General features: G+C 38.6%; 15 protein-coding genes and 1 riboswitch. Of the genes, 3 read left to right on the top strand and 12 right to left on the bottom strand.

Annotation, left to right across the window (positions count from 1 at the left end):
• The first annotated feature begins 51 nt into the window (after nt 1–51).
• On the top strand, nt 52–1854 hold the full coding sequence (gene recG / locus PGH07_RS03540) for an ATP-dependent DNA helicase RecG (protein ID WP_434481295.1): 1803 nt from the start codon (nt 52–54) through the stop codon (nt 1852–1854).
• A gap of 108 nt (nt 1855–1962) precedes the next feature.
• On the opposite strand, the gene hpf is transcribed toward recG, so the two are convergent.
• The 6 genes from hpf to PGH07_RS03510 form a co-directional block, all read right to left on the bottom strand.
• Nucleotides 1963–2496, bottom strand: coding sequence for a ribosome hibernation-promoting factor, HPF/YfiA family (gene hpf / locus PGH07_RS03535; RefSeq protein WP_289412572.1), 534 nt, complete (start codon nt 2494–2496; stop codon nt 1963–1965).
• A 167-nt stretch (nt 2497–2663) separates the two neighbouring features.
• Nucleotides 2664–3338 carry a prepilin-type N-terminal cleavage/methylation domain-containing protein gene (locus PGH07_RS03530; RefSeq protein ID WP_289412571.1) on the bottom strand — a complete coding sequence of 225 codons (675 nt, stop codon included), beginning with the start codon at nt 3336–3338 and terminating at the stop codon, nt 2664–2666.
• Entirely contained in the window at nt 3335–3823 is a 489-nt protein-coding gene (locus tag PGH07_RS03525; RefSeq protein WP_289412570.1) for a type II secretion system protein, read from the bottom strand. Before PGH07_RS03525 ends, PGH07_RS03530 begins: the two co-directional genes overlap by 4 nt.
• The gene (locus PGH07_RS03520; protein ID WP_289412569.1) at nt 3820–4746 is read right to left on the bottom strand and encodes a prepilin-type N-terminal cleavage/methylation domain-containing protein; all 927 of its coding nucleotides are present in this window, start codon (nt 4744–4746) and stop codon (nt 3820–3822) included. Before PGH07_RS03520 ends, PGH07_RS03525 begins: the two co-directional genes overlap by 4 nt.
• Nucleotides 4743–5474 carry a type II secretion system protein gene (locus PGH07_RS03515; RefSeq protein ID WP_289412568.1) on the bottom strand — a complete coding sequence of 244 codons (732 nt, stop codon included), beginning with the start codon at nt 5472–5474 and terminating at the stop codon, nt 4743–4745. The genes PGH07_RS03520 and PGH07_RS03515 overlap by 4 nt, the downstream gene beginning before the upstream one ends.
• A gap of 11 nt (nt 5475–5485) precedes the next feature.
• A complete protein-coding gene (locus PGH07_RS03510; protein ID WP_289412567.1) occupies nt 5486–9118 on the bottom strand; it encodes a DUF6701 domain-containing protein in 3633 nt (1210 codons plus the stop codon).
• Nucleotides 9119–9227: 109 nt separating this feature from the next.
• Nucleotides 9228–9302: riboswitch (cyclic di-GMP riboswitch) on the bottom strand.
• A gap of 135 nt (nt 9303–9437) precedes the next feature.
• Between PGH07_RS03510 and PGH07_RS03505 the strand changes: the two genes are divergently transcribed.
• Together PGH07_RS03505 and lon are read left to right on the top strand one after the other, a co-directional pair.
• Nucleotides 9438–10091 (top strand): outer membrane protein assembly factor BamD, encoded by a 654-nt coding sequence (locus tag PGH07_RS03505; protein WP_289412566.1) that lies wholly within the window; start codon nt 9438–9440, stop codon nt 10089–10091.
• A 136-nt stretch (nt 10092–10227) separates the two neighbouring features.
• Nucleotides 10228–12648, top strand: a complete 2421-nt coding sequence (gene lon / locus PGH07_RS03500) for an endopeptidase La (RefSeq protein WP_289412565.1) — start codon at nt 10228–10230, stop codon at nt 12646–12648.
• A 65-nt stretch (nt 12649–12713) separates the two neighbouring features.
• On the opposite strand, the gene PGH07_RS03495 is transcribed toward lon, so the two are convergent.
• From PGH07_RS03495 to PGH07_RS03470, 6 genes are all read right to left on the bottom strand, one after another.
• A complete protein-coding gene (locus PGH07_RS03495; RefSeq protein ID WP_289412564.1) occupies nt 12714–13079 on the bottom strand; it encodes a response regulator in 366 nt (121 codons plus the stop codon).
• A 5-nt stretch (nt 13080–13084) separates the two neighbouring features.
• Nucleotides 13085–16237, bottom strand: a complete 3153-nt coding sequence (locus tag PGH07_RS03490; RefSeq protein WP_289412563.1) for a hybrid sensor histidine kinase/response regulator — start codon at nt 16235–16237, stop codon at nt 13085–13087.
• 10 nt (nt 16238–16247) lie between these two features.
• Nucleotides 16248–17615, bottom strand: a complete 1368-nt coding sequence (locus tag PGH07_RS03485) for a hypothetical protein (RefSeq protein WP_289412561.1) — start codon at nt 17613–17615, stop codon at nt 16248–16250.
• 15 nt (nt 17616–17630) lie between these two features.
• Nucleotides 17631–18044 (bottom strand): PAS domain-containing protein, encoded by a 414-nt coding sequence (locus PGH07_RS03480; RefSeq protein ID WP_289412560.1) that lies wholly within the window; start codon nt 18042–18044, stop codon nt 17631–17633.
• Nucleotides 18045–18235: 191 nt separating this feature from the next.
• On the bottom strand, nt 18236–20032 hold the full coding sequence (uvrC, locus tag PGH07_RS03475; RefSeq protein WP_289412558.1) for an excinuclease ABC subunit UvrC: 1797 nt from the start codon (nt 20030–20032) through the stop codon (nt 18236–18238).
• Nucleotides 20029–20526, bottom strand: coding sequence for a DciA family protein (locus PGH07_RS03470; protein ID WP_289412557.1), 498 nt, complete (start codon nt 20524–20526; stop codon nt 20029–20031). The genes uvrC and PGH07_RS03470 overlap by 4 nt, the downstream gene beginning before the upstream one ends.
• Nucleotides 20527–20565: the final 39 nt, after the last annotated feature.

Raw genomic sequence — 20565 nt, 5'->3', positions numbered from 1 at the left:
TTCTTCCCTTTTTCAAACTTTTGTATAATGTTCAAAACAAAAGGAGAAGATGTGGAAGAGGCAAAGCAGCTTTTTAAAAAGCTAAAGATATATTCCTTGCTTGATCTTGCACTGATCATTCCGTCCTCCTACAACGATACCACACTCTCAACAAATTTCCAACTAGGTAAAGTCGGGACGTATGAAGCTACGGTTAAAGATGTGAGTGTCATTGGCGGCAAGTTAAGAGTCAATTTTATATTAAAGCCCTCAGGAAGATATCTCTCTTCTACATTTTTTCGTACTGCTCCTTATCATCATAAACTATTTACAGTTGGTTCACACCATTATATACAAGGACGTTTAGAGGAGTTTCGCGGTTATCTTCAGATGTCTCAACCAAAATCGGTAAAAGAAGTAGGTAAGATCACCCCTAAGTATAAAACCGTGCTTAAAGAAAGTGAGATAAGAGCATTGATTGAGTGTTATATAAATGAACAGAACCTTTACAATGAGGGGTTGGATTCTAAAGAGGTAGCGACACTTATGCGGATTCATTTTCCAAAAAGCATTGATGAATTGTATGAAAACGGAACGTACAAAAATGAAATTGTAGCTGTAATGAAGTTCATTGAAGCCTATAATCATCTGAAAAAACTAAAGGGTAAAAGGATTGACTTTCCTTCACTCCATGCACTACATGGTAAGATTGAGCCATTTGTCAAGAGTTTACCGTTTACACTAACTCAAGAACAGCAAAATGTCATTGCACAGATTAAGCAGGACTTGGCCAGAGAAGATAGGGCAGCCAAGCGTATGGTAGTAGGTGATGTAGGCTCAGGAAAAACGATGGTAATACTTGCTTCAGTGATGATGGCACTGCCGTACAAGAGTATCTTGATGGCACCTACTTCTCTTTTAGCACTGCAGCTTTATGAAGAAGCATGCAAATATTTGCCTAAAGAGGTAAAAGTCTCTTTGGTGATGCAGGGACGTAACAAAGGAGATTATCGCGAAGCAGATTTTATTATCGGTACCCATGCACTTCTCTATAAAGAAGATCTGCCAGATGCAGCATTGGTCATGATCGATGAACAGCACCGATTTGGTACACAGCAAAGACAGGGGCTTGAGGTACTAGCAAGTAAAGGTGGAGCGAAACGTGCACATATTATCCAGTTTTCTGCTACTCCTATTCCAAGAACACAGGCGATGATGGATTCAGCGTTACTTGATGTCAGTCTTATCACTACGACACCGTTTGAAAAGGATATTACAACACAAACTATAAGTAAGACAGATTTCCCAGACCTACTGACTCATATCAAAGAAGAGATAGCCGAAGATCATCAGGTATTGATCATCTATCCGCTTGTCGAAGAGAGTAGTGAGGTTCCATACCAATCCTTAGATGAGAGCAGAGGATTTTGGGAGAGTAAATTTGAACATGTGTATGTTACTCATGGTAAGGATAAGGAGAAAGAAGAGGTATTGCTGGAGTTTAGAGAAAAAGGCAATATACTACTTGCAACGACCGTAGTAGAGGTTGGTATTTCTCTTCCAAGACTTACATTGATTGTTATTGTAGGTGCTGAAAGATTGGGATTGGCTACGCTTCATCAGCTTCGTGGTAGAGTAGGACGTAACGGATTAAAAAGCTGGTGCTATCTCTACAGTCATGCACCAGCCAATGAACGATTGATTCAATTTTCTAAAACAACCAACGGTTTTGATATCGCTAAACTTGACTTGAAATTTCGTAACAGCGGGGATATCTTGGATGGTACGATACAGAGCGGCCAGAAGTTCAGATGGCTGGATATGGCTGAAGATGAAGAGATCATACAAAAAGCTAAAAATAGATTGGGAAAGTGATAAAATTAGAAAATGATTTTTTGAGAGGCACAAGTGCCGAGAGCCCGCTGTTGAAGCGAACTCAGTGTTTAACGTAGGCAAGATGGGTTTTGCCCATTTGCCGTCCTATTAATATAATCCAAATCTGCCATCAGCCCTTTTATACATAACTCTCATATTTCCATCATGATCGTTAAATACAATGAACTGTCGTTTTTTTTCTGCCATAAGTGCTTCGATCGCCTCCTCAAAATCAAGAGGTTTATGTAGTTCAAGATCCATCGGTACGATTTCAGCATCTTCTACACTCATCTCACTTACAGCTTCAGCTTCTTCTCCAAGGTCTTTAAAACTCATAATCTTGTGGTCTTTGATCTTTTCAGAGTGTCTTCTGAGCGCCTTTTTCATTCTTTCGATCGCAAGGTCAATAGCCGCATATACATCTTTGTCATTCTGTGTGATTACAAGTGTATTTTTATCTTTAAGGTTGATGATGAACTCTGTACTGAAACCCTTTTTACCGTTTTTCTCATTGGCTGAGATTACAGTATTTGCTGAGATAATATCGAGATTATATTTTTCTAGCCCTTCAATCGCAGCTTCAGCATAGGATTTGATTGCATCTGTTAGTTCAAAGTGTCTTCCTGTAATACTTGTATTCATAGTAAATCCTTTTATTAAGATGACTTGTCTGATTGTCAATAGAGTGATTGACAAACAATCTTGCTAAAACTGATGAGTTTTAGGAGGATCAACAAGTATGGCTATATCACTATATCCATACTTAATTGTAACTTTAGTTACTTAATAAAAGGCTAATAAAAAAAGAGTTAAGAGGCATTTTGCCCTTCAATATATGCATATCCGGTTTCAGGCTCTACACTGATTTGAAAAGTATTTCCATCTGAGAGTGTGAAAGTAAAGGTGCATCTTTGATCAAGGTATCCTTCATAGTCTACTGCATTTGCATTGCTAAATGTTGCACCGTGGTAAGGTCTTCCCAAGTGATCAAATGCGATATGCTCAGCTCCACATGAGTTAGTGACATTAGTGATACCGAACTTATAAGTAAGAAAAATATCTTCACTTACTGTTCCATCACCGCCATTAGAACATGATCTGGTATTTTCCCAAAAAATAGGTTTTCCTGTGATAGGATCAATCGCTGCTTCATTCTCAGAAAAGTAAGCATTATCAGAACCTGACATATCATCATCACTTCCTATCATGTAGTACTGATCACCGCCGCTGCAGCTGCTAAATATTATACGCCAGAAACGACGCTGCCATCGGTGGTCGTCAAAACGCTGTTTATAGTCGTTGAGTGCCAGGTGCTGAGTATAGCGAATCTTAGAGAGGATATGGTCAGCTGCTTCTTGTTGCGTATCTCTTTCCATCCTAGGCATTGCCATAGCTGCCAGAATACCTAAAACGACAATTACAACAACAAGCTCTAACATTGTAAATGCATGTGTAGTATTGGATTTTTGATTAAAATGTTTCATATCTTTTGTAGTGTCCTTCTATGATATGTGATCCATGGAGAGTTAGTGATATCTCCTTGAGTGATATCTTTATACTCAACATAGACATCAACAATGATATTAAGCTCATTATTTCCTACACTTGGATTATCAAGTTCACGCGTATCTGCACATGATTGGATATCACCGGCTGCACCTATATAACTTATACGCGTACGTACTCGGTACCCTTCACCTGTAGATGTGGGATCATTTGAACCTACATTTGCGTTGATATCTGTAATACAGTTGCCTGTAGCGTTTCTATCATTTGCAGTAACTGTCATAATCGCCAGTTCAGTATAGCTTTTTGCCAAGAGCATGGCTTGCTCTTTTTTATACTGACCGGTTGTCTCTTTAATGATTTTACCTGAAAGGCTCATCACTAAAATGGCAATAGAGGACATCAATACGATCAGAAAAATTGCTGTAATGAGAGAAAATGCTTTTCTTTGTGTTTTCATCATCGTATTACCGCCTTTTCTTTACAACTGTTGATTGTAAGGTTTTCTCCGATATTTTCCCTTTGACAAAGTTTTAAACGGATCGTACTTCCTGAACCGGTAAAGTTAAAAACACTTACATTCCGTATAAGGATTTGGCTTTTACCATTGGTATAGTTTTCTCCTTCCCATGGTTGATAGTCATAATAGAGTCTAAGATCCCATACATCGCCCTCCGTACCAGGCATTGTATGTTGATTTTCAGGTACAACAGCATAAGCTGTCCAGGCAAGCTGATAGTGTTCTTTAATAGTTCTGCTCCCTGCAATAGCATTAAGTGTAAGGGTAGTATCATTCCCCAAGGATACTCTATGTATGTTTTCAGCACTTACACCACCGGCATAACCTACGGTATAAGCGTCAAAGGTATCCGGGAAAAGTATCGCACTATTTGCTATTCCTGAATTACCTGAGGAAAGATTACTGATGATATTTCCCAGTGCACCGAGTCTTGATCCCGGTGTAGAAAGAGAATCTTTTGTACTTGCTGTTACATCAGCATATCCACTCCATGCAGGTCTTCTAAGCTGTCCTGTCGTAGGTGAATTGCCTACGGCATCAAAACCATCAGCATCATAGGCTATCCACTCAAGCGTATTGTGTACGGTATCTCCATCAGGAATACTTTCGATTGGGACAAAGCTTGCTCCGTTGTCGTGTCTTGCAATGACCGTACGAGGTAAACTGTAGGTGAGTCTATTGACCAGTTGAGTAATCGCCAGTTCTGTTTTTACACTGCTACGATGAACTGCTCTTTGGGTGACATAACTTTCATAGACTTGTACAATGATTTGAGAACCGATCGATGCTACAATACCAAGTATGGTGATTACAATTACTAGCTCAACTAAAGAGAATGCTTTTTGATGTCTTATAGAGCTTATCATGGAAATACCACCTGATTGAGTTGATAGGTACCGATATTACAAGAGAAAGCATTGAGCACAATATCTTTTTGTAATGCCTCTTCCGTACTCGCATTTTCAATCCGAACCTGAACTTGCTTGATATTCGAGCTCCCAAGTGCAGCATTACCGTTTGCAAAAGGTAAGTTATAAGTGAGCGTATTGCTTGAACCTGCATAGCTGCTGCCTCCAGGATTATCATTGAGATAGCGTACATTGACTGCAACGGTGATATCTTTGTCAAGAATATCTCCAGTTAAGGTAGAAGTAGATTCTACATCTTGTAAAGCAGCAGTAGCAGCGGTGATAAAGTCGTCGATATCATCCATGTCTCCACCTTCTGAGCCTAAGTTGGCTGGTGAAGTTGCGTCGATCGCTCCTCCTAATGAATCGGTAAAGCGTCGACTGCTGGAACTAGGTGTACCGGCTCTTCTTCCTGTCGGGATTGTCCCGTTAATCTCTTGGTTAAGATCAGCATTTCCATTGGTGACCAGGACAGAAGCTGTTCGTGTATTATCTGTATCCCCTTCATCCCATTGATGTGTCAGGATCATACCGATCTCTGCTGATGCAGAGGCAATTCCTTCTTGCTGCAATGAAACATAACTGCTTTGTGTTGCTGTAGAGATCAGCATAGGAGCTGACATCAGTACAATACCAAGGATGACGATTGCAAAGATCAACTCTATCATCGCAATGGCTTTTCTCATTCTCTTTCTCATTACCAGTTCAACCTTTTTGTTTTGGTAGTACTTGCATTAATGTCAAGTACATGTCCTGTCTCACCAATACCTGCCCATCCTGATTCTCCGGTAAAACGAACCTTATAGAATGGATCCGGAGGTAATATAGGACTATCTGCATTATAGATAACCCATGAGTTTGTGCTCGTAGGAGTTGAAACATCGAGGAGTATATCAAATGTCACCGAAACCGAACCAGAATCGGTTCTCACCACTTGAATAGTGCCATCTTGTGCATTTGTATCGATGTTTACATCCGTATCCACGGTAGCTGTACCGCTACCCAATGCAACAGTAGGCGGATTTTCTAGCGTAATATTCCCATCACCCAATGTTACATTATGATCAAGCGAAAGCCACCAATTACTTAAGTCTGTTTGTCCTGTAAGCTGTATAGTGTTTGGGAAGAATGTACAAGTCGGGAATTGATCACAGTACACTAGCATAGTGATCGGTGTGGTGGCAACTGTACCTTCAACATCATAAAAGTCCTGAGAAGACTTTGCACGGCCATAGTAGAAAGTAGCATTGCGATCATCATTTTCCACACCGTTTCCTGTGATGATAGCAGTATTCCCGGTTGTACTGGTATAGGTAGAGGCTACAGAGATATTGACATCACTTTCCGGTACTCTGAACGGATTGACCGGTTGATTATTATCCCGCGCATAGTTGAATAACAAGCGTTGACTTGTATTACTCTCGTCCCAAGTGATGTTATGTGTACCGTTGGCATCATCCCCACCAAATCCGAGAAGTTGTTCTGTTGGAATATCATGTATCACAAGATCATTATCTAATGGGTGGTTGTTTGAAAGTGCCGGATTCCACTCGGTAACATTGAGGTCAACACGTACAGGATTTTCATAGAATAGACTTCCCTGTCTGAAGTTCTGAGTTACATCACCATCTGCATTGATCGCACTAATCGTCACATCAGTAGGTGCAGACATATTTAGATCATTGGACAGGTAGGTGAAGTTACTGTCTCTATGATTTCTTAAAACGATATTATCTACTTTGAAAGAATCGGGAATAAAGGTTACCTGGTCATACGTACAGATATATGTATGGGCATGACTGGTATTACAATCCATTGGAGTATCATCATTATCTATTGCTGCCCATTCCTTATCATAAATATTAAGCTCAATGGTTCCTACATCTGTGTATTTAACACTTACTGATTCATCCGGCATACCGGGAGTGGTAGTTGGTCCAAATGGGCTTAGACTTGAAAGACCTCCGACCATAAAAGCCAGTTGAGTAATATTTACATCGGAAGTTCCGGCTAAAACCCCTGCTGTATCAGGGAGTCCGTTTTTAAAATAACGTATTACGTCAGAGTCAAGATCACTATTGTAGTTGTGGCTTTGCACAGTATAGCCTGAAACTACTGTACTTGTAGGAATAGATGAACCGTTTGGATAGATACCGTCTACCGGATATTTTGCGGTTAACGAGAGACTATAAGGTTTTGCCGATCTTAGCAGATCCGGTGCATCAGGATCTGTCATACCGATCTCCATACGATCCGGGCGGATGGCAAAATTGTCTGTGGTACATGAAGGCTGGATGTTAAACGTACACATATAACATCCGAGTTCATTGACATAGATACCGTCAGTTGTCGGGTCAAATGAAGGATCGCCTGGATCAGCATATCCACCATTATCTGATAGACACGGTTTCCCCCCATCCATACCACAGCGGTCCCATGCATCTTGACCAAAGGCAGTTTTATACTGTACTTCGGAGTTAACACACTGTGCGAGTCTTGCAAAGTTACCTGTTGTACTACTGTTCGCCAGACAGTTCTGTCCTTCAATACTCAATGAGTTTGGATCAACAAAGATCAATTGCATTCTGGAAATTTTTGAAACTTCGGCCGGTACGATCATCTGTCCTTGTGAAGAGTAAAAGCCCGACGGTACTTCGATGACCAGTTGCTGCCCGCTATTTGGATCTATGATGTTATCCAGTGCCAGTGAACATGTATTATTTGACATATACGGAACAATAGTATACGGAATGCCGGTATCGGTCAGATAAGGTATTGCTACACCTTCTTTGCTAAGGTGTACTCCAATGACATCCCTGCTTGGTGCACCTGCAGTCATTGTTTGGATAAACTTAAGTGAACCGTCAGTATCTGAGGTGTACATATTGTATGTAAGAGCATTGCCGGCATCGATTGGTGTATCGATCAGGTCTGCTTTTGTCGTGATCTCGACTCCCCCTTCACTCGTTCCGTTACACTCATAAATACGGCCTGTATGATGAAAACCTAATTCGGTGATGTAGTCACCAAACATAGCAATACCATCTATCCTAGGGGTATTATACGTCTTCTTGTCCTTTAATAATATTTGAACATTATTTACTAGGTTTTTATTAATATCAACGGCATATCCTTCAGTATAAGATCCATAATCATTTACGTTGGTAATATCGTTACATTCACCTGATGATCCCCCTCCTGATGTTGTAGCAGAATACTCACATGAACCACCTTTTGTCTCAGGCGCGTACATTTTATAGACTTTGATATCACTCAGTATCGTAGTTGCATTGTACTCTCTGACCAATACGTAGGCTTCACAGTCGTTTCCATAGTAGAAGTTACCTTTCATTTCACAGCTAGCATTATAATCTGAATTAAGGATCTCAGTTCGTTCTGTGTAACAGAGGTGTTCAGCGGTACCAACTTCATTGGTAATGAATGTAGTTTCCGTATCTATATTGTTGGTTGGATCAACATCAGGCAGTGAGCTGTTAACCTCTATAGTATTTATGATTGTTCCATTCTTATCAGGAGCACGTACATGGAAATTGAAGATAGAAACATCCCCCGGGCGAAGCACATTATCGAAAGTACATGTGATTACCCCTCCTACTTCACCCGTTGTATCATTGTTCTCATCCATACAAGTCCAATCGGTTGTAAGACCGTTTATCATATCAAGATTGGCTTTCATACGATCAGGAAGTGTATCGGTAAGATTTATATCTGTTACATTTTGATCTCCGATATTACTAACACTGATCGTATAGTAAAAAGGATCATAAATCAGTGCCTCTTGTACATTTGCTACTTTTGTTACTTTTAAGTCATTACCGACAGATGGGACATTTGGGGTAAAAACAGCAGAGATATCATAGGTATTAGCAACATTATCGCTATCTCCCTCTAAGAAAATGATATATCTTCCTGTTAATGTTGATGGGATCGTAAAAACTTTTGATGCATTGTTCCCTATATATCCTACCTTTGAAGATGGGCATAGAGGTGATGTAAGTGCAGAGTAGTTCAAAAGTTTATTTGTATGATTATTGACAGTCACTTGTAATGTCCCGTTTGCCGGAACATCGAAGGAGAAATAATCTCTGTCACCTTCACTACTGGAGCCTATATCAGAACCCGTATAAATTCCAAATGCAAGTATCGGATCGGATGTTATACAGGAGTTATTCGGTTCTGTTTCTGCATATAAAACACCACTAAAAAGTATCAAAACGCTTGAGAATAAAGAAAAAATAGTTTGTCGGACTATACGAAAAGATACCAAAGTGAAAAAAAATCTTTTAAAAGTTTGGGCTAGATACTGCATAGAACCTCCTTTCCAACCACTACTTTTTATTATACTAAAAAATATAGTAAAAAGCTACAAAAAGAGACCAAACATAGCAAGTAGAGTCAAATGAGCATTTTTCTCTTTACTCTGCAACCCGGCTATCTGCATGAGACCCGTGGCTTTCCGTCCCTACCTCGCAATAGGTTTGGCCATTATAGATAGTTAAATCATGGCATAAGGTTACTTAATTCTTTCTAACGTAAAAAGTCTGATTTGTAGCAAAGCTAATACGATTTTTACATATTTTGAGCTATGATATTGAGAGTTAAAGAACTTAGACAGGGAGTGGCCGTATATGTTACAGATGATTAGAACAATAGGTGTAGGGATGTTTTTATCCTTTTTATTAGTAGGGTGTGGAAACGATGAAAGTACGGTTGAAGAGTTTAATAAACCTGCACTTTACTGGTATCAGAAGATAGCAAAGAATATCTCCGGGGGATACTTGGATAAAGCTGATGCCTATTATATTTCTCTCAAAAGCGAACATATGCGCTCTCCTATGATGCCTGCTGCAATCATTATGTTGGCACATGCTCATATGAGCAAAGAGGAGTATCTGCTCGCAAACTTTTACCTGGATGAATATAATAAACGATATGGTGCAGGAAGCAATCGTGAGTATATAGAGTTTTTGAAAATAAAAGCCTCTTTTTTGGGGATCAAGGATGTTTATAAAGATCAAAAGTTGATCGAAGATACCGTTACAAATGCCAAGACGTTTATCAACCGTTACCCGGGATCTGAATATCAGCCTTTAGTAAACACGATGTTGGTTAGGCTCTATATGACACAATATCTTCTGAATGAAAATATCGCTGCACTGTATGATCGTACGGGAAAAGATGAAGCTGCAAAAATATACAGAGATAAAAATAAAGGTTCAGTAGTTCAGCAAAGTGATATTACACCGCCTGAACAGGGGATTATAGGTGCTGTATTTGATTGACCTTTCAGTCGGTTGAAAACGGTTAATCTTTTTTCGGTACCCTAGAAGGGAATATCATAAACAAAAAATTATTTGATATAGTCTATGTTTATTAAAATAGACAGAATTTTATAGATAGAACAAAGGAAATATAAGTATGCAATTAAGTGATTATGAAGCATTTCCCACACAGCTGCCGGTAGTTGTAGAAGATGAGCTTTTTTTGTATCCTTTTATGATCAGCCCAATTTTTCTGAGCAATCAAAAAGATATCGATGCAGCTACTATGGCAATGGAAAACAATTCATTACTCTTTGTGACCTCTTCTATAAGCGGGAAAGAAGGTGAAAGAGGTTTTGATGCGATGTATAAAGTAGGGGTGGTAGGTTCCATCATGCGTAAAGTCCATCTGCCTGACGGAAGAGTCAAGATTCTCTTTCAAGGACTTTCACGTGCTAAGATCGTTGAAGCCGTTGAAGGAGAAATTAATGAAGCAATGATAGATACTGTCGAGCTTGAACCCTATAATGAGCTGAAAACAAATGCACTAATGGATATCCTTCGCGGTAAGATCAAGAAGCTTTCTTCTCTTAACAGTAATATCCCAGCTGATCTTTTACGTACTATTGAAGAGAATGATGAGCCTAACCGTATCGCAGATCTTGTGTCCTCGATGTTAAAATTGGATAAAGAGGTAGCTTACAAACTCTATATCGAACTGAATATTGAAAAACGTTTGCTTGCACTTATTGATGTCATTACTTCTGAGATCGAAGCGGCAAAAATTCAAAAAGAAATACGTACAAAAGTACACAGTAAGATCGAACAGACCAACAAAGAGTATTTTCTTAAAGAACAGCTCAAAGAGATACAGCATGAGCTTGGTATTGATACTCAGCGAGAAGAAGAGATCTCGAATTTTAGAGAAAAGATCGAAGCATTAAAGCCTCACATGCATGAAGATGCTTTTAAAGAGATCAGTAAACAGTTAGAGCGTTTTGCTCGTATGCACCCTGAATCTGCAGATGCAAACGTACTACAAACTTATTTGGAATGGGTCCTTGATCTGCCGTTTGGAAAATTTACGAAGCAGAACCTTAGTGTAGAAAAAGTTGCTCAAGAACTTGATAAAGATCACTATTCCTTGGAAAAACCAAAAGAGCGTATCGTAGAGTTTTTCTCTGTACGAGAGCTGGCATCGTTAAGAGGACTGAAGCAAAAAGAGACCAATGGAGCAATACTCTGTTTTGCAGGACCTCCGGGTGTAGGAAAAACTTCATTGGCAAACTCAATTGCTACGGCCCTTGGAAGACCTTTGGTGCGTATTGCATTGGGTGGATTGGAAGATGTGAATGAACTAAGAGGCCACAGACGTACTTACGTAGGGGCAATGCCAGGGCGTTTGGTACAAGGTCTGATAGAGGGTAAAAGTATGGATCCGGTGATCGTACTGGACGAGATTGATAAAGTAGGGCGTAGTATGAGGGGTGACCCAACTGCCGCACTGCTTGAGATTCTTGACCCTGAACAGAATGTTAAGTATCGTGATTACTATCTAAACTTTAATATTGATCTAAGTAAAGCGATTTTTATTGCCACGGCAAATGAGGTAGGACGTATACCTGCGCCATTACGTGACAGGATGGAGTTTATTGGATTGAACTCCTATACACCAAGAGAAAAATTTGAAATTGCTAGACGGTATCTCATCCCTCAGGAAACCAAAAAACATGCTCTTAGAACTAGTGAAGTATCTATCAGTGATAAAGCGCTTAAAGTCCTTATCAGTGATTATACTAGAGAAGCTGGGGTGAGAAATTTACGAAGACGTATTGCGGACCTTATGCGTAAGAGTGCAAGAAGGTTACTTGAAGATCGTAGTTTGAACAAGATATCGATCACTAAGAAAAATCTTGAGAAGTTCACTGACAAAAAAGTATTTGAAATTTCACCTGTACACCCTGAACCACAAGTCGGTGTTGTCAATGGATTAGCATGGACAGCTGTCGGCGGGGATGTCTTAACCGTTGAAGCGATAAAAATCAAAGGAAAAGGCGGATTACAGCTTACTGGAAAACTTGGTGATGTAATGAAAGAATCGGTACGTATTGCTCATTCTGTGGTTAAGATACTGATAGATGAGCATAAACTGCCGATCTCTCCATCAATTATACCTCATACAATAAATGAGAAAGAAGAACGTATAGAACTTGATGCCTCTGAAGTGTATAAACGATATGATCTGCATATCCACGTGCCTGAAGGTGCAACACCAAAAGATGGACCAAGTGCCGGTATCGCAATGGTATCTGCTATTGCATCCGTACTAAGTGAAAAAAAGATCGATAACAAAATAGCAATGACTGGTGAGGTTACTCTGACCGGTAATGTTTTGCCGATCGGTGGCCTTAAAGAGAAGTTGATTGCTGCATATACTGCAGGTGTGAAGCGTGCGCTAATCCCTCTTAAGAACTATGAAAGAGATATGGATGAAATACCTGAGGAAGTAATTGATGCAGTAAAGATCATTCCTGTTAAAACTATCGATGATGTACTTAAAGAGATATTTGTAGATTAAAAAGGAAGGAAGAGTTTACAGAGCTTGAAGCTCTGTAAAACATTAGAAAGGTGAAGCGGTGGTTCTTAAGACCACTGCTCCAATTTTGCACTGAGATCACCTTCTTTTACCGGTTTTCTCAGGAAGTCGTTCGCACCATTCTCAAATACTTCTGTTTTTCTTGTGTCATCTGTTGAGAGTACAATCACAGGAATATGAGAGTTAGTCATGTCTGCTCTAAATATCTTCAAGAATTCTACACCGTCTACCACAGGCATCATAATATCAAGCAGCACTACATTGATACTTGGATCTTTTTTGAGCTTATCCAAAGCATCAGAGCCATTTTCTGCTTCAATAGTCTCTATAACTTTTGGATTTTTCTTTAAAAGAGTTTGTAACAATTTTCTATTGATAAAGTCATCATCTACTATTAGTACTTTTAGTGCCATTTATATTATCCTCTATTCTCTTGAATGATACTTTCTATTTGTTCTTTCGAGTTTTGAGCTGTAATTATAGCTATATTATCAGAAATATTGCTTATTTCATCCGTAACCAAATCACTATCAGTAAAGACAATGTCATAATTTCCAGAAGCTAATTCTGTTTGTAAATTACTGAGATTATCAAGTACAACATACTCATATCCTAGGTTATCTAACACTTGTTTAAGAACTCTACCTTCTAGAAGGAACTTTTTGGCAATTAGAATCTTCTTACCGCTCACATCAGACATTAGCAGATCGATCATTGGAGACTCTTCAGCAGTCTCTTCATTGATTGCAACTTCTGAAACTGTTGAACTCTCAACTTCTTCAGTCTTAGCAACTGTCGGTGCACTCGCTATATCTTTTTTCTCTGAAACAGCTTTATGTGATAAGAACTTATTAAGAATATAAAGCAGCTCATCCGTTTCGATCGGTTTGGTGATATACTCATCCATACCCTCAGCAAGGAATCTTTCTCTATCGCCTTTCAGTGCATTTGCAGTCAAGGCAACGATAGGAATATGTGCTTCTTCCTCATCTTCCTCAAAGTCAAGGATCTCATGTGTTGCTTCGATACCATCCATTACCGGCATTTGTATATCCATGAAGATAAGATCATAATTCCCTGATCTACGTTTTTCAAATGACTCTAGACCGTTATTGGCAATATCAACGTTAATACCGTGCTGTTGTAGGATACGGGTAATAAGTTTTTGGTTGATAATATTGTCTTCAGTTACAAGAATATTCGCATCAAAGTATGTCTCTTGTTTTGCTTCAGCTTCTTCAATGATCTGTGGTGTCGTTTCTGATGTAGTACTCAATACCTCTTGTACTTTGGTCATAGTAATAGGCTTATAGATAACATTCTCTTGTGGAACACCAATCTCTTCTACTTTGTTTCTGCTTGTAATATTTGCAATGACAATAAGTTTGGATTTGTCGATATTGCGTACAGCATCAAGAATATTTTGTTTTGCTTTATCGATATCAACCCAGTAAGAAGAACATGAGTCACTGTCAATTAGCTCTTTAAGATCTCCTACAGATTCGAAATGTTTAACTGCATTGCCATAGAAGTTAAAGTATTTTTCAAAGTATGTATCAAGTTTAGTTGGGATATCTTGTTGATATTTTCCAATCGTTACATCAGTAAATGCATTAATGTAATTTGCTTCTGTAGAAGCTACTTCTTCCAATGGAATAGTAAAGAAGAATGTCGTACCTTTATCTTTTGCACTTTCTAGTTCAAGTACACCACCCATAAGTTCAACAAACTGGCTTGAGATAGTAAGACCAAGACCCGTACCACCGTATTTTCTTGTTACTGAAACATCTGCTTGTGAGAATGCATCAAATACACGTGCTTGCTGATCTTTTGTCATACCGATACCATTGTCTGAAACACTGAACATAATGTTGGATTCACCCTCATGGCTATCAACTCTTTTGATCTCAACATTGATCTCTCCACCGTAACTGGTAAATTTGATAGCATTAGAAAGTAGGTTAATAACAATCTCTTTGATCTTAGTAGGGTCACCCTTAAGTTTTTTGGAGATGTTAGGATCCATATAGAAGTTAAGATCGATATTTTTCTCTGCAGCACCAACCGCATAGGTTTCAAGAGCACTTTCGAACTCTTCAGCTGCATCAAATACAATGTTTTCAATCTCGATTTTATTACTTTCAATTTTAGAAAGGTCAAGAATATTGTTGATAATGCTGAGAAGGTTTTCAGAACTTTTATCGATAATGTTCAGGAATTCTCTTTGCTCAGCGTTAAGATCTGTACTTCTGAGGATTTCTGTAAATCCAACGATACCGTTCAGCGGTGTACGGATCTCATGTGACATGTTTGCAAGGAAAAGAGATTTTGCTTCATTCGCTTGTAGTGCAGTGAGTTTATCTTCTTTTGCAGTTTCAACGAGTGTATCTAGGAAATGATAAGCTTCTTTGGTACCTTCGTGTGTATCAAGGTTAATGTTCTCAATTGCTGCAATATCTGAAGAAAGATACTGCTCACTGCTTTTCATTTCATCCACAGCTTTATTCAGGACATCTTCAAGTTCTTCGATGTTTCTTGTGATATCTCTTGTTGTGGTATACGCAAGGTATGCAAGGATTAAACTCAGGAAAAGAATGGTTGAAGCAATCGTTAGAAGCAAGATCTGTCTATCAAGATAGGCCTCACTTTTTTGCCATAGTGTGTTTGAAATAAGAAGTTCTGCTTTAGATAAAAGTGTTACCTTCTTTGTTTGTAGCGCAAACCAGTCCATTGGCTCTTCTGCATAGTCCCCGTTATCGACGTCTGTCTGGATCGCTGAAGAAGTTTCTGCAAGTTCAGAAAGCATTGCATTAGCTTGAGGACTTGTCATTAAACCTCTAAGTTCTTCACGAAGTTGTTGGTTTGTAACATGTTCAATATCAAAAAGGTTCGCTTTGGTTTTAAACTCATCCCAAAGTGCGATTTCTTCAAATGACATTGACAATCTTCTTTCCATGAAATATGCAACGTAGTCTCTCTCAAGACCTGCATTTTCCTTAGAAATATAAAGTTGCGTAAGTGAAGAGATAAGTGCTGTAATATCAGTGTCAAGTGCAAAGTTGTTTACTTTTAGAAGTGTATTGAGTGTCGGACCTGTGAGCTTATTGGAAAACTCATTTGAGAAAACAACTTTAAAGTCAGGATTATTGCTGTCAATGATCTTTCTTGTCGCTGAAATACCACTTAGGTTTTTGATCATTTTATCATAAGCCATCAAATCTTTTGAAAGATCTTTATTGACTAAATCGGCAATAAACGGCAGATACGCATTGTCATTGGAGATTGCCTCTAGTTTGAGTTCCCCAATTACTTGATCTGTTTTTACTCTTTGTTTATCAAGAACATCTTTATAGTCTTTTTGTTCGCTCCCCAAGAAAAGAGATGACAAACCACGTTCTTTACCGAGTTGTCCTAGAAGATTATCTAACTTGGCATTGTTACTGAGAGTTAGTTTCAATGCATTTGCCTTTTCAAAGTTGGCATATGAAGTGATAAAGAAGTAACTTGCCAGTAATAGTAGTAGGGTGATTGGTACCAGTCCAAGCAGTTTTAGTCTGTTACGTATTGTCATGTTCTTTCCTTTATTTAGATGTCAATTCCATTTGTTTTTCAAATGCAATGAAGTGCGCCCAGTAGCTTTTAATCAAACTTTCAAGTCTATTACTGTCTTCACAGAACTGAATTTCATACAGTGTGTCGGCAAGAGGATTGATACGAAGGTTACTCGAAGCCCCCTTGAGAAGGTGCCCTATCTTTTGAATTCTGTCCAAATCACCTTGTTTATAAGCTTCAAGCATATTTTCTGTTTCAGTTCTTGCTTGGCCTATAAAATCATGAACAAACTCCTCGATGAGTTCAACAGGTAAGCTGAGTTCATCTGCAGCCTCTTCTAATCGGAAATCGAAATGGGTAGGTTTTACGTTACTAAGATCGATCGTTCCAAAACTTCCTTCAGGTAATGTTTCTTCTTCAGGCACTTCTGCTATTTCCGGTGCAATGACCACTTCTTCTTCAAGACTTATTTCAGGTTCAATAGAAGGAAGCTCGATCTCTTCTTCTACTTCTGATACAGTAGTGTGTTTTGTAGTGATTCTTGCAAGTTTATTATAGAAATCTTCAACAAATGTATCACGCTCTATAATTGAAGCTTTTTCTATCTCTTTTGCAGCATTTGAAAGTTCAGGGAGATGCAAAACTTCTGAAAGTTGTACAAGTGTTTTAATCGCCGAAGATTGTGTTTCATCGTTCTCACTGTTAATATCTTGCTCTAGTGAAATCGCAGTATCGATGAACTCATTTAAGAAGGTGTTATATTCATCAGGTGTAATACCGATAGTTTTACATACTGCTGTAACATCAATATAGATAGGCTCTGTTGATTTTTCAACTTCAGGAGTAGCTTCTGTAGTGATTGCCACACTTTCTTCTTCCGCAACAGTCGGCTCGAGAGTAGGAAGTTCAACTTCTTCTTCCTCTAATATTCCTATCGGCTCAAAATCAGCAGGTTCTTCCTCACTGATACCAATCTCTTCTTCCGGTTCTTTAAGAAAATCTTCATCTAATATAGAGATTATCTCTTCATCTGTACCGGTATCTTCAGTTTCAAGAATAGAGAGAGGCTCTTCTTTCTCATCAATAAGGCCTATATCCTCTGAAAATGAAATACTTTCTTTTTCAGGTTTTTCCAAAATCTCAGAAGTTGTTAGAACATTAAGAGTAAGTTCGCCTAACATACTTGAGAGTGATGTGCTTTTTAAGTCAAAATTATATTGATTCTCTTCGTTGTCTCCAGAGACGATTATTAAACTATCAGGGCTCAAAGAGGTAAAAGAGATTTCTTCTTTTATCACTTTCTGATACAGTTCTTCAACACTTTGAAGTCCTATGAGATCAAGTAGTGCCTTATCTACAGCTACAACTTGATGATTTTGATTGGTTATGTAGTACATATCTGAATAACTCCTTTAATTTTTTTCTTTTTCCAGTAACTCTTTGTATACAGGTATGATTTCATTGATCTCAGTTTGTGATGCAGGTCTTCTAGCAGCTGTATAACCTACGATTTCCCCATCTTTTTCTATTGGAGTTATATGTGAATAGACCCAATAATATTTACCGTCTTTACGCAAATTTTTTACGACTCCGGTCCATTCTTTACCGCTCTTGATGGTGTCCCACAGTTCCTGAAATGCAGCCTTTGGCATATCAGGGTGTCTCACTATGTTATGATTTTTACCCACTAATTCACCACGTGAATAGTTGGCAATTTCACAGAACTTTCTATTTGCATAGGTTATGATCCCCTTTTGGTCAGTAGAACTGACAATCAAACCTTGTTCAAATTTGAATTCTTCATCAATCGGTTCAGGTCTTTGCATATTTTACTCCTTGTTCAAATGAAATAAAAATTTTTTTATTAATATTTACAGACAGCTACCAACTAGTAAATTAAAAAAATTATTACACAAACTTTATAACAATTAAACTAAAAGTGGATTGAAATACGCTTTTTTAGTAAAAAATATTAAGATTTAGGTTTATTTATAGAGTTAGTAAACTCTTTTTAATACTACTGTTCTTCTTTTTGATTTAAAATTATTTTCGCAATTTTTTCATTGGTGACCCGCGTGAGTTCTTCCAATGAAGCATTTTGAATCGAATCGAACGTACCAAAGTAGTCAATAAGCTTTTTAAGTGTTGCTTTCCCGATCCCCTTTTGATTAAGAAACGAGACCTGTATATCTTCTTTCCTTTTTTTATTTTGATGATACGTAATAGCGTAACGATGCGCCTCATCTCTTTGTCTTTGGATCCAGTGCAGACGTTCGTCAGTAGGTTTTAGTTCAATGACACCTCCATCAGTATAGAGAAGGTCTTTGGAAGATCCTTTTGCACGGTGTGCCTTTGCATCAAGCTTCTCTTTAGCAATCGCAATGACATCAAGGTTTACACCAGCTTCATGTAATAGTTTTTTTGCAAGGTTAAGATTGGCCTGGCCTCCATCAAGGATCCATAAGTCAGGAGCAGGTTCCTCCGCAAACTTTTCAATTCTGCGACTTAGCAGTTCTTTCATCTGACCGTATTCGTCTTTTGCATGTAACTCATAACGACGGTAACTACTCTTATCCCAAATCCCTTCATCCCAAACGACCATACCTCCAACAGTTGCAGCACCCATCATATGTGAGTTGTCAAATGTCTCTATCCGGTATGGGATCGTTGAAAGGTCAAGCAGATCTGCAACCTTTTGTTCTATGATATTCTTCTCTTTTGGCTTTCTTAGTAGTTCATCACAGTTTTGGAGTGCTAGTTCAATGAGTTTTTTCTTGGGACCTCTTTGCGGCGTAATGATCTCGATCCTTTGTCCAAAACGTTTAGAAAGTGTATGTTCCACCTGTTCAGCATCTTCAAAGGGGTGTGCAGTAAGAATCTGCTTACTGACATGAGGTACATCAACGCCGTAAAACTCAAGCAGTGCTTGTTTATACGCTTCATTTTCATCATAGATGTGAGTATGTCTGAAGTAACTGTGTGAAGAAGAGATCACTTTACCTTCTCTCATAAAAAGCTTGACGATCACTCCTCTCTCATCTCCGTTTTTGATCGCAAAGATATCCAGATCAACACGATCTGCGATATCAATATTGGATGTTAATGTAAGAGTTGAGATGGACTGGATCATGTCCCTCATTTTTGCTGCTTCTTCAAAACGCTCATTGATCGCTAGATTAGTCATCTTGTCACCAAGAACATTTAACAGTTTTTTACGCTTTGTAATAGAGGATTTAACTTCACCGATGATCTTTGCATACTCTTCTGGTGTGATCTTCCCTTCACATGGTCCTAAGCATTTTTTGATCTGATAAAACAGACAGACCTTCCCCTCTTTGAGGCATGATTTTTTCTGTACAAGCGGATAGACCTCATAGATCGCATCGAGTAATGCTCTCCCCCCTGTAGGGAATGGACCGTAATAGGTGATCTCCTTGCCTTTAACCACTTTTCTGGTGATCTCAAAGCGCGGATAGTCGACAGATTCATCGATATAGATATAGGGATAGGTTTTGTCATCCCTCAAAAGGATATTGAATTTGGGTTTGAGCTGTTTGATCAGTGAATTTTCCAAGATCAGTGCATCTTCTTCACTCTCTACAATGATATACTCAACTTTTTGGGCCTCACTCAGCATCATCAAAATACGGCTGGACTGATCAGGATTTGGTCTGAATAAAGGTGTAAATCTCCAATAGCTTTTCACACGGTTTTTCAAGCTTTTGGCTTTTCCTACATAAAGTAATTTCCCTGTCTTGTCAAAATACTGGTAAACACCCGGGGAATCAGGAAGATTTTGTATCGTCTCTTTCACAGATTCTTCTTTATACTGGTTTTAATAGCTTCAAATTTTTCTTGTAACTTGGCATCATCACTGCAAATTTCGAATTTACCTTCTGCGAGTTCATAGTAATGTGGAACAGTGGACGACTCTTCTGTATGGTCAGGCAACTTATGATACTTGGAATGAAAGACAACAACCTTGTCAGCTTGTAACATATTGCAGTTTTTCTCCATAAGTGTAAATTGAGATAGAATATCTTTCAACACTTCTTTATTATAATTTAGCTCCATTTTGAAGCCTGGGTGAGTTACTGCAATATAAAGCGTGTTCTGTTTGACATAGACAAAAGCGATTGCCTTCTGGTACTTTTCACTCAAAAGTCTGATATACTTTTGGTAGCACTCATGTCGCTTTAAATATCTAAATTGAGGTTGCCCTTGAAGATGAGACAAAATTGTTTGCGCGCTTTTCATGGCGTGATTATAACATCTCTTTGCTGTATGGTATTGAGTGGATGCGGTCATAAAACAGATCCTGTCTATGTACCTGACCAGCCAAAAACA

It is taken from the genome of Sulfurovum zhangzhouensis, assembly GCF_030347965.1.
GTDB lineage: Bacteria > Campylobacterota > Campylobacteria > Campylobacterales > Sulfurovaceae > Sulfurovum > Sulfurovum zhangzhouensis.
This window is presented reverse-complemented; position numbering and strand designations above follow the sequence as displayed.

Excerpts from the sequence above, each read along its gene's own strand:
- hpf (WP_289412572.1), bottom strand. The coding sequence starts at position 2,496 with ATGAATACAAGTATTACAGGAAGACACTTTGAACTAACAGATGCAATC.
- PGH07_RS03530 (WP_289412571.1), bottom strand. The coding sequence starts at position 3,338 with ATGAAACATTTTAATCAAAAATCCAATACTACACATGCATTTACAATG.
- PGH07_RS03525 (WP_289412570.1), bottom strand. The coding sequence starts at position 3,823 with ATGATGAAAACACAAAGAAAAGCATTTTCTCTCATTACAGCAATTTTT.
- PGH07_RS03520 (WP_289412569.1), bottom strand. The coding sequence starts at position 4,746 with ATGATAAGCTCTATAAGACATCAAAAAGCATTCTCTTTAGTTGAGCTA.
- PGH07_RS03515 (WP_289412568.1), bottom strand. The coding sequence starts at position 5,474 with ATGAGAAAAGCCATTGCGATGATAGAGTTGATCTTTGCAATCGTCATC.
- PGH07_RS03510 (WP_289412567.1), bottom strand. The coding sequence starts at position 9,118 with ATGCAGTATCTAGCCCAAACTTTTAAAAGATTTTTTTTCACTTTGGTA.
- PGH07_RS03505 (WP_289412566.1), top strand. The coding sequence starts at position 9,438 with ATGTTACAGATGATTAGAACAATAGGTGTAGGGATGTTTTTATCCTTT.
- lon (WP_289412565.1), top strand. The coding sequence starts at position 10,228 with ATGCAATTAAGTGATTATGAAGCATTTCCCACACAGCTGCCGGTAGTT.
- PGH07_RS03495 (WP_289412564.1), bottom strand. The coding sequence starts at position 13,079 with ATGGCACTAAAAGTACTAATAGTAGATGATGACTTTATCAATAGAAAA.
- PGH07_RS03490 (WP_289412563.1), bottom strand. The coding sequence starts at position 16,237 with ATGACAATACGTAACAGACTAAAACTGCTTGGACTGGTACCAATCACC.
- PGH07_RS03485 (WP_289412561.1), bottom strand. The coding sequence starts at position 17,615 with ATGTACTACATAACCAATCAAAATCATCAAGTTGTAGCTGTAGATAAG.
- PGH07_RS03480 (WP_289412560.1), bottom strand. The coding sequence starts at position 18,044 with ATGCAAAGACCTGAACCGATTGATGAAGAATTCAAATTTGAACAAGGT.
- PGH07_RS03470 (WP_289412557.1), bottom strand. The coding sequence starts at position 20,526 with ATGACCGCATCCACTCAATACCATACAGCAAAGAGATGTTATAATCAC.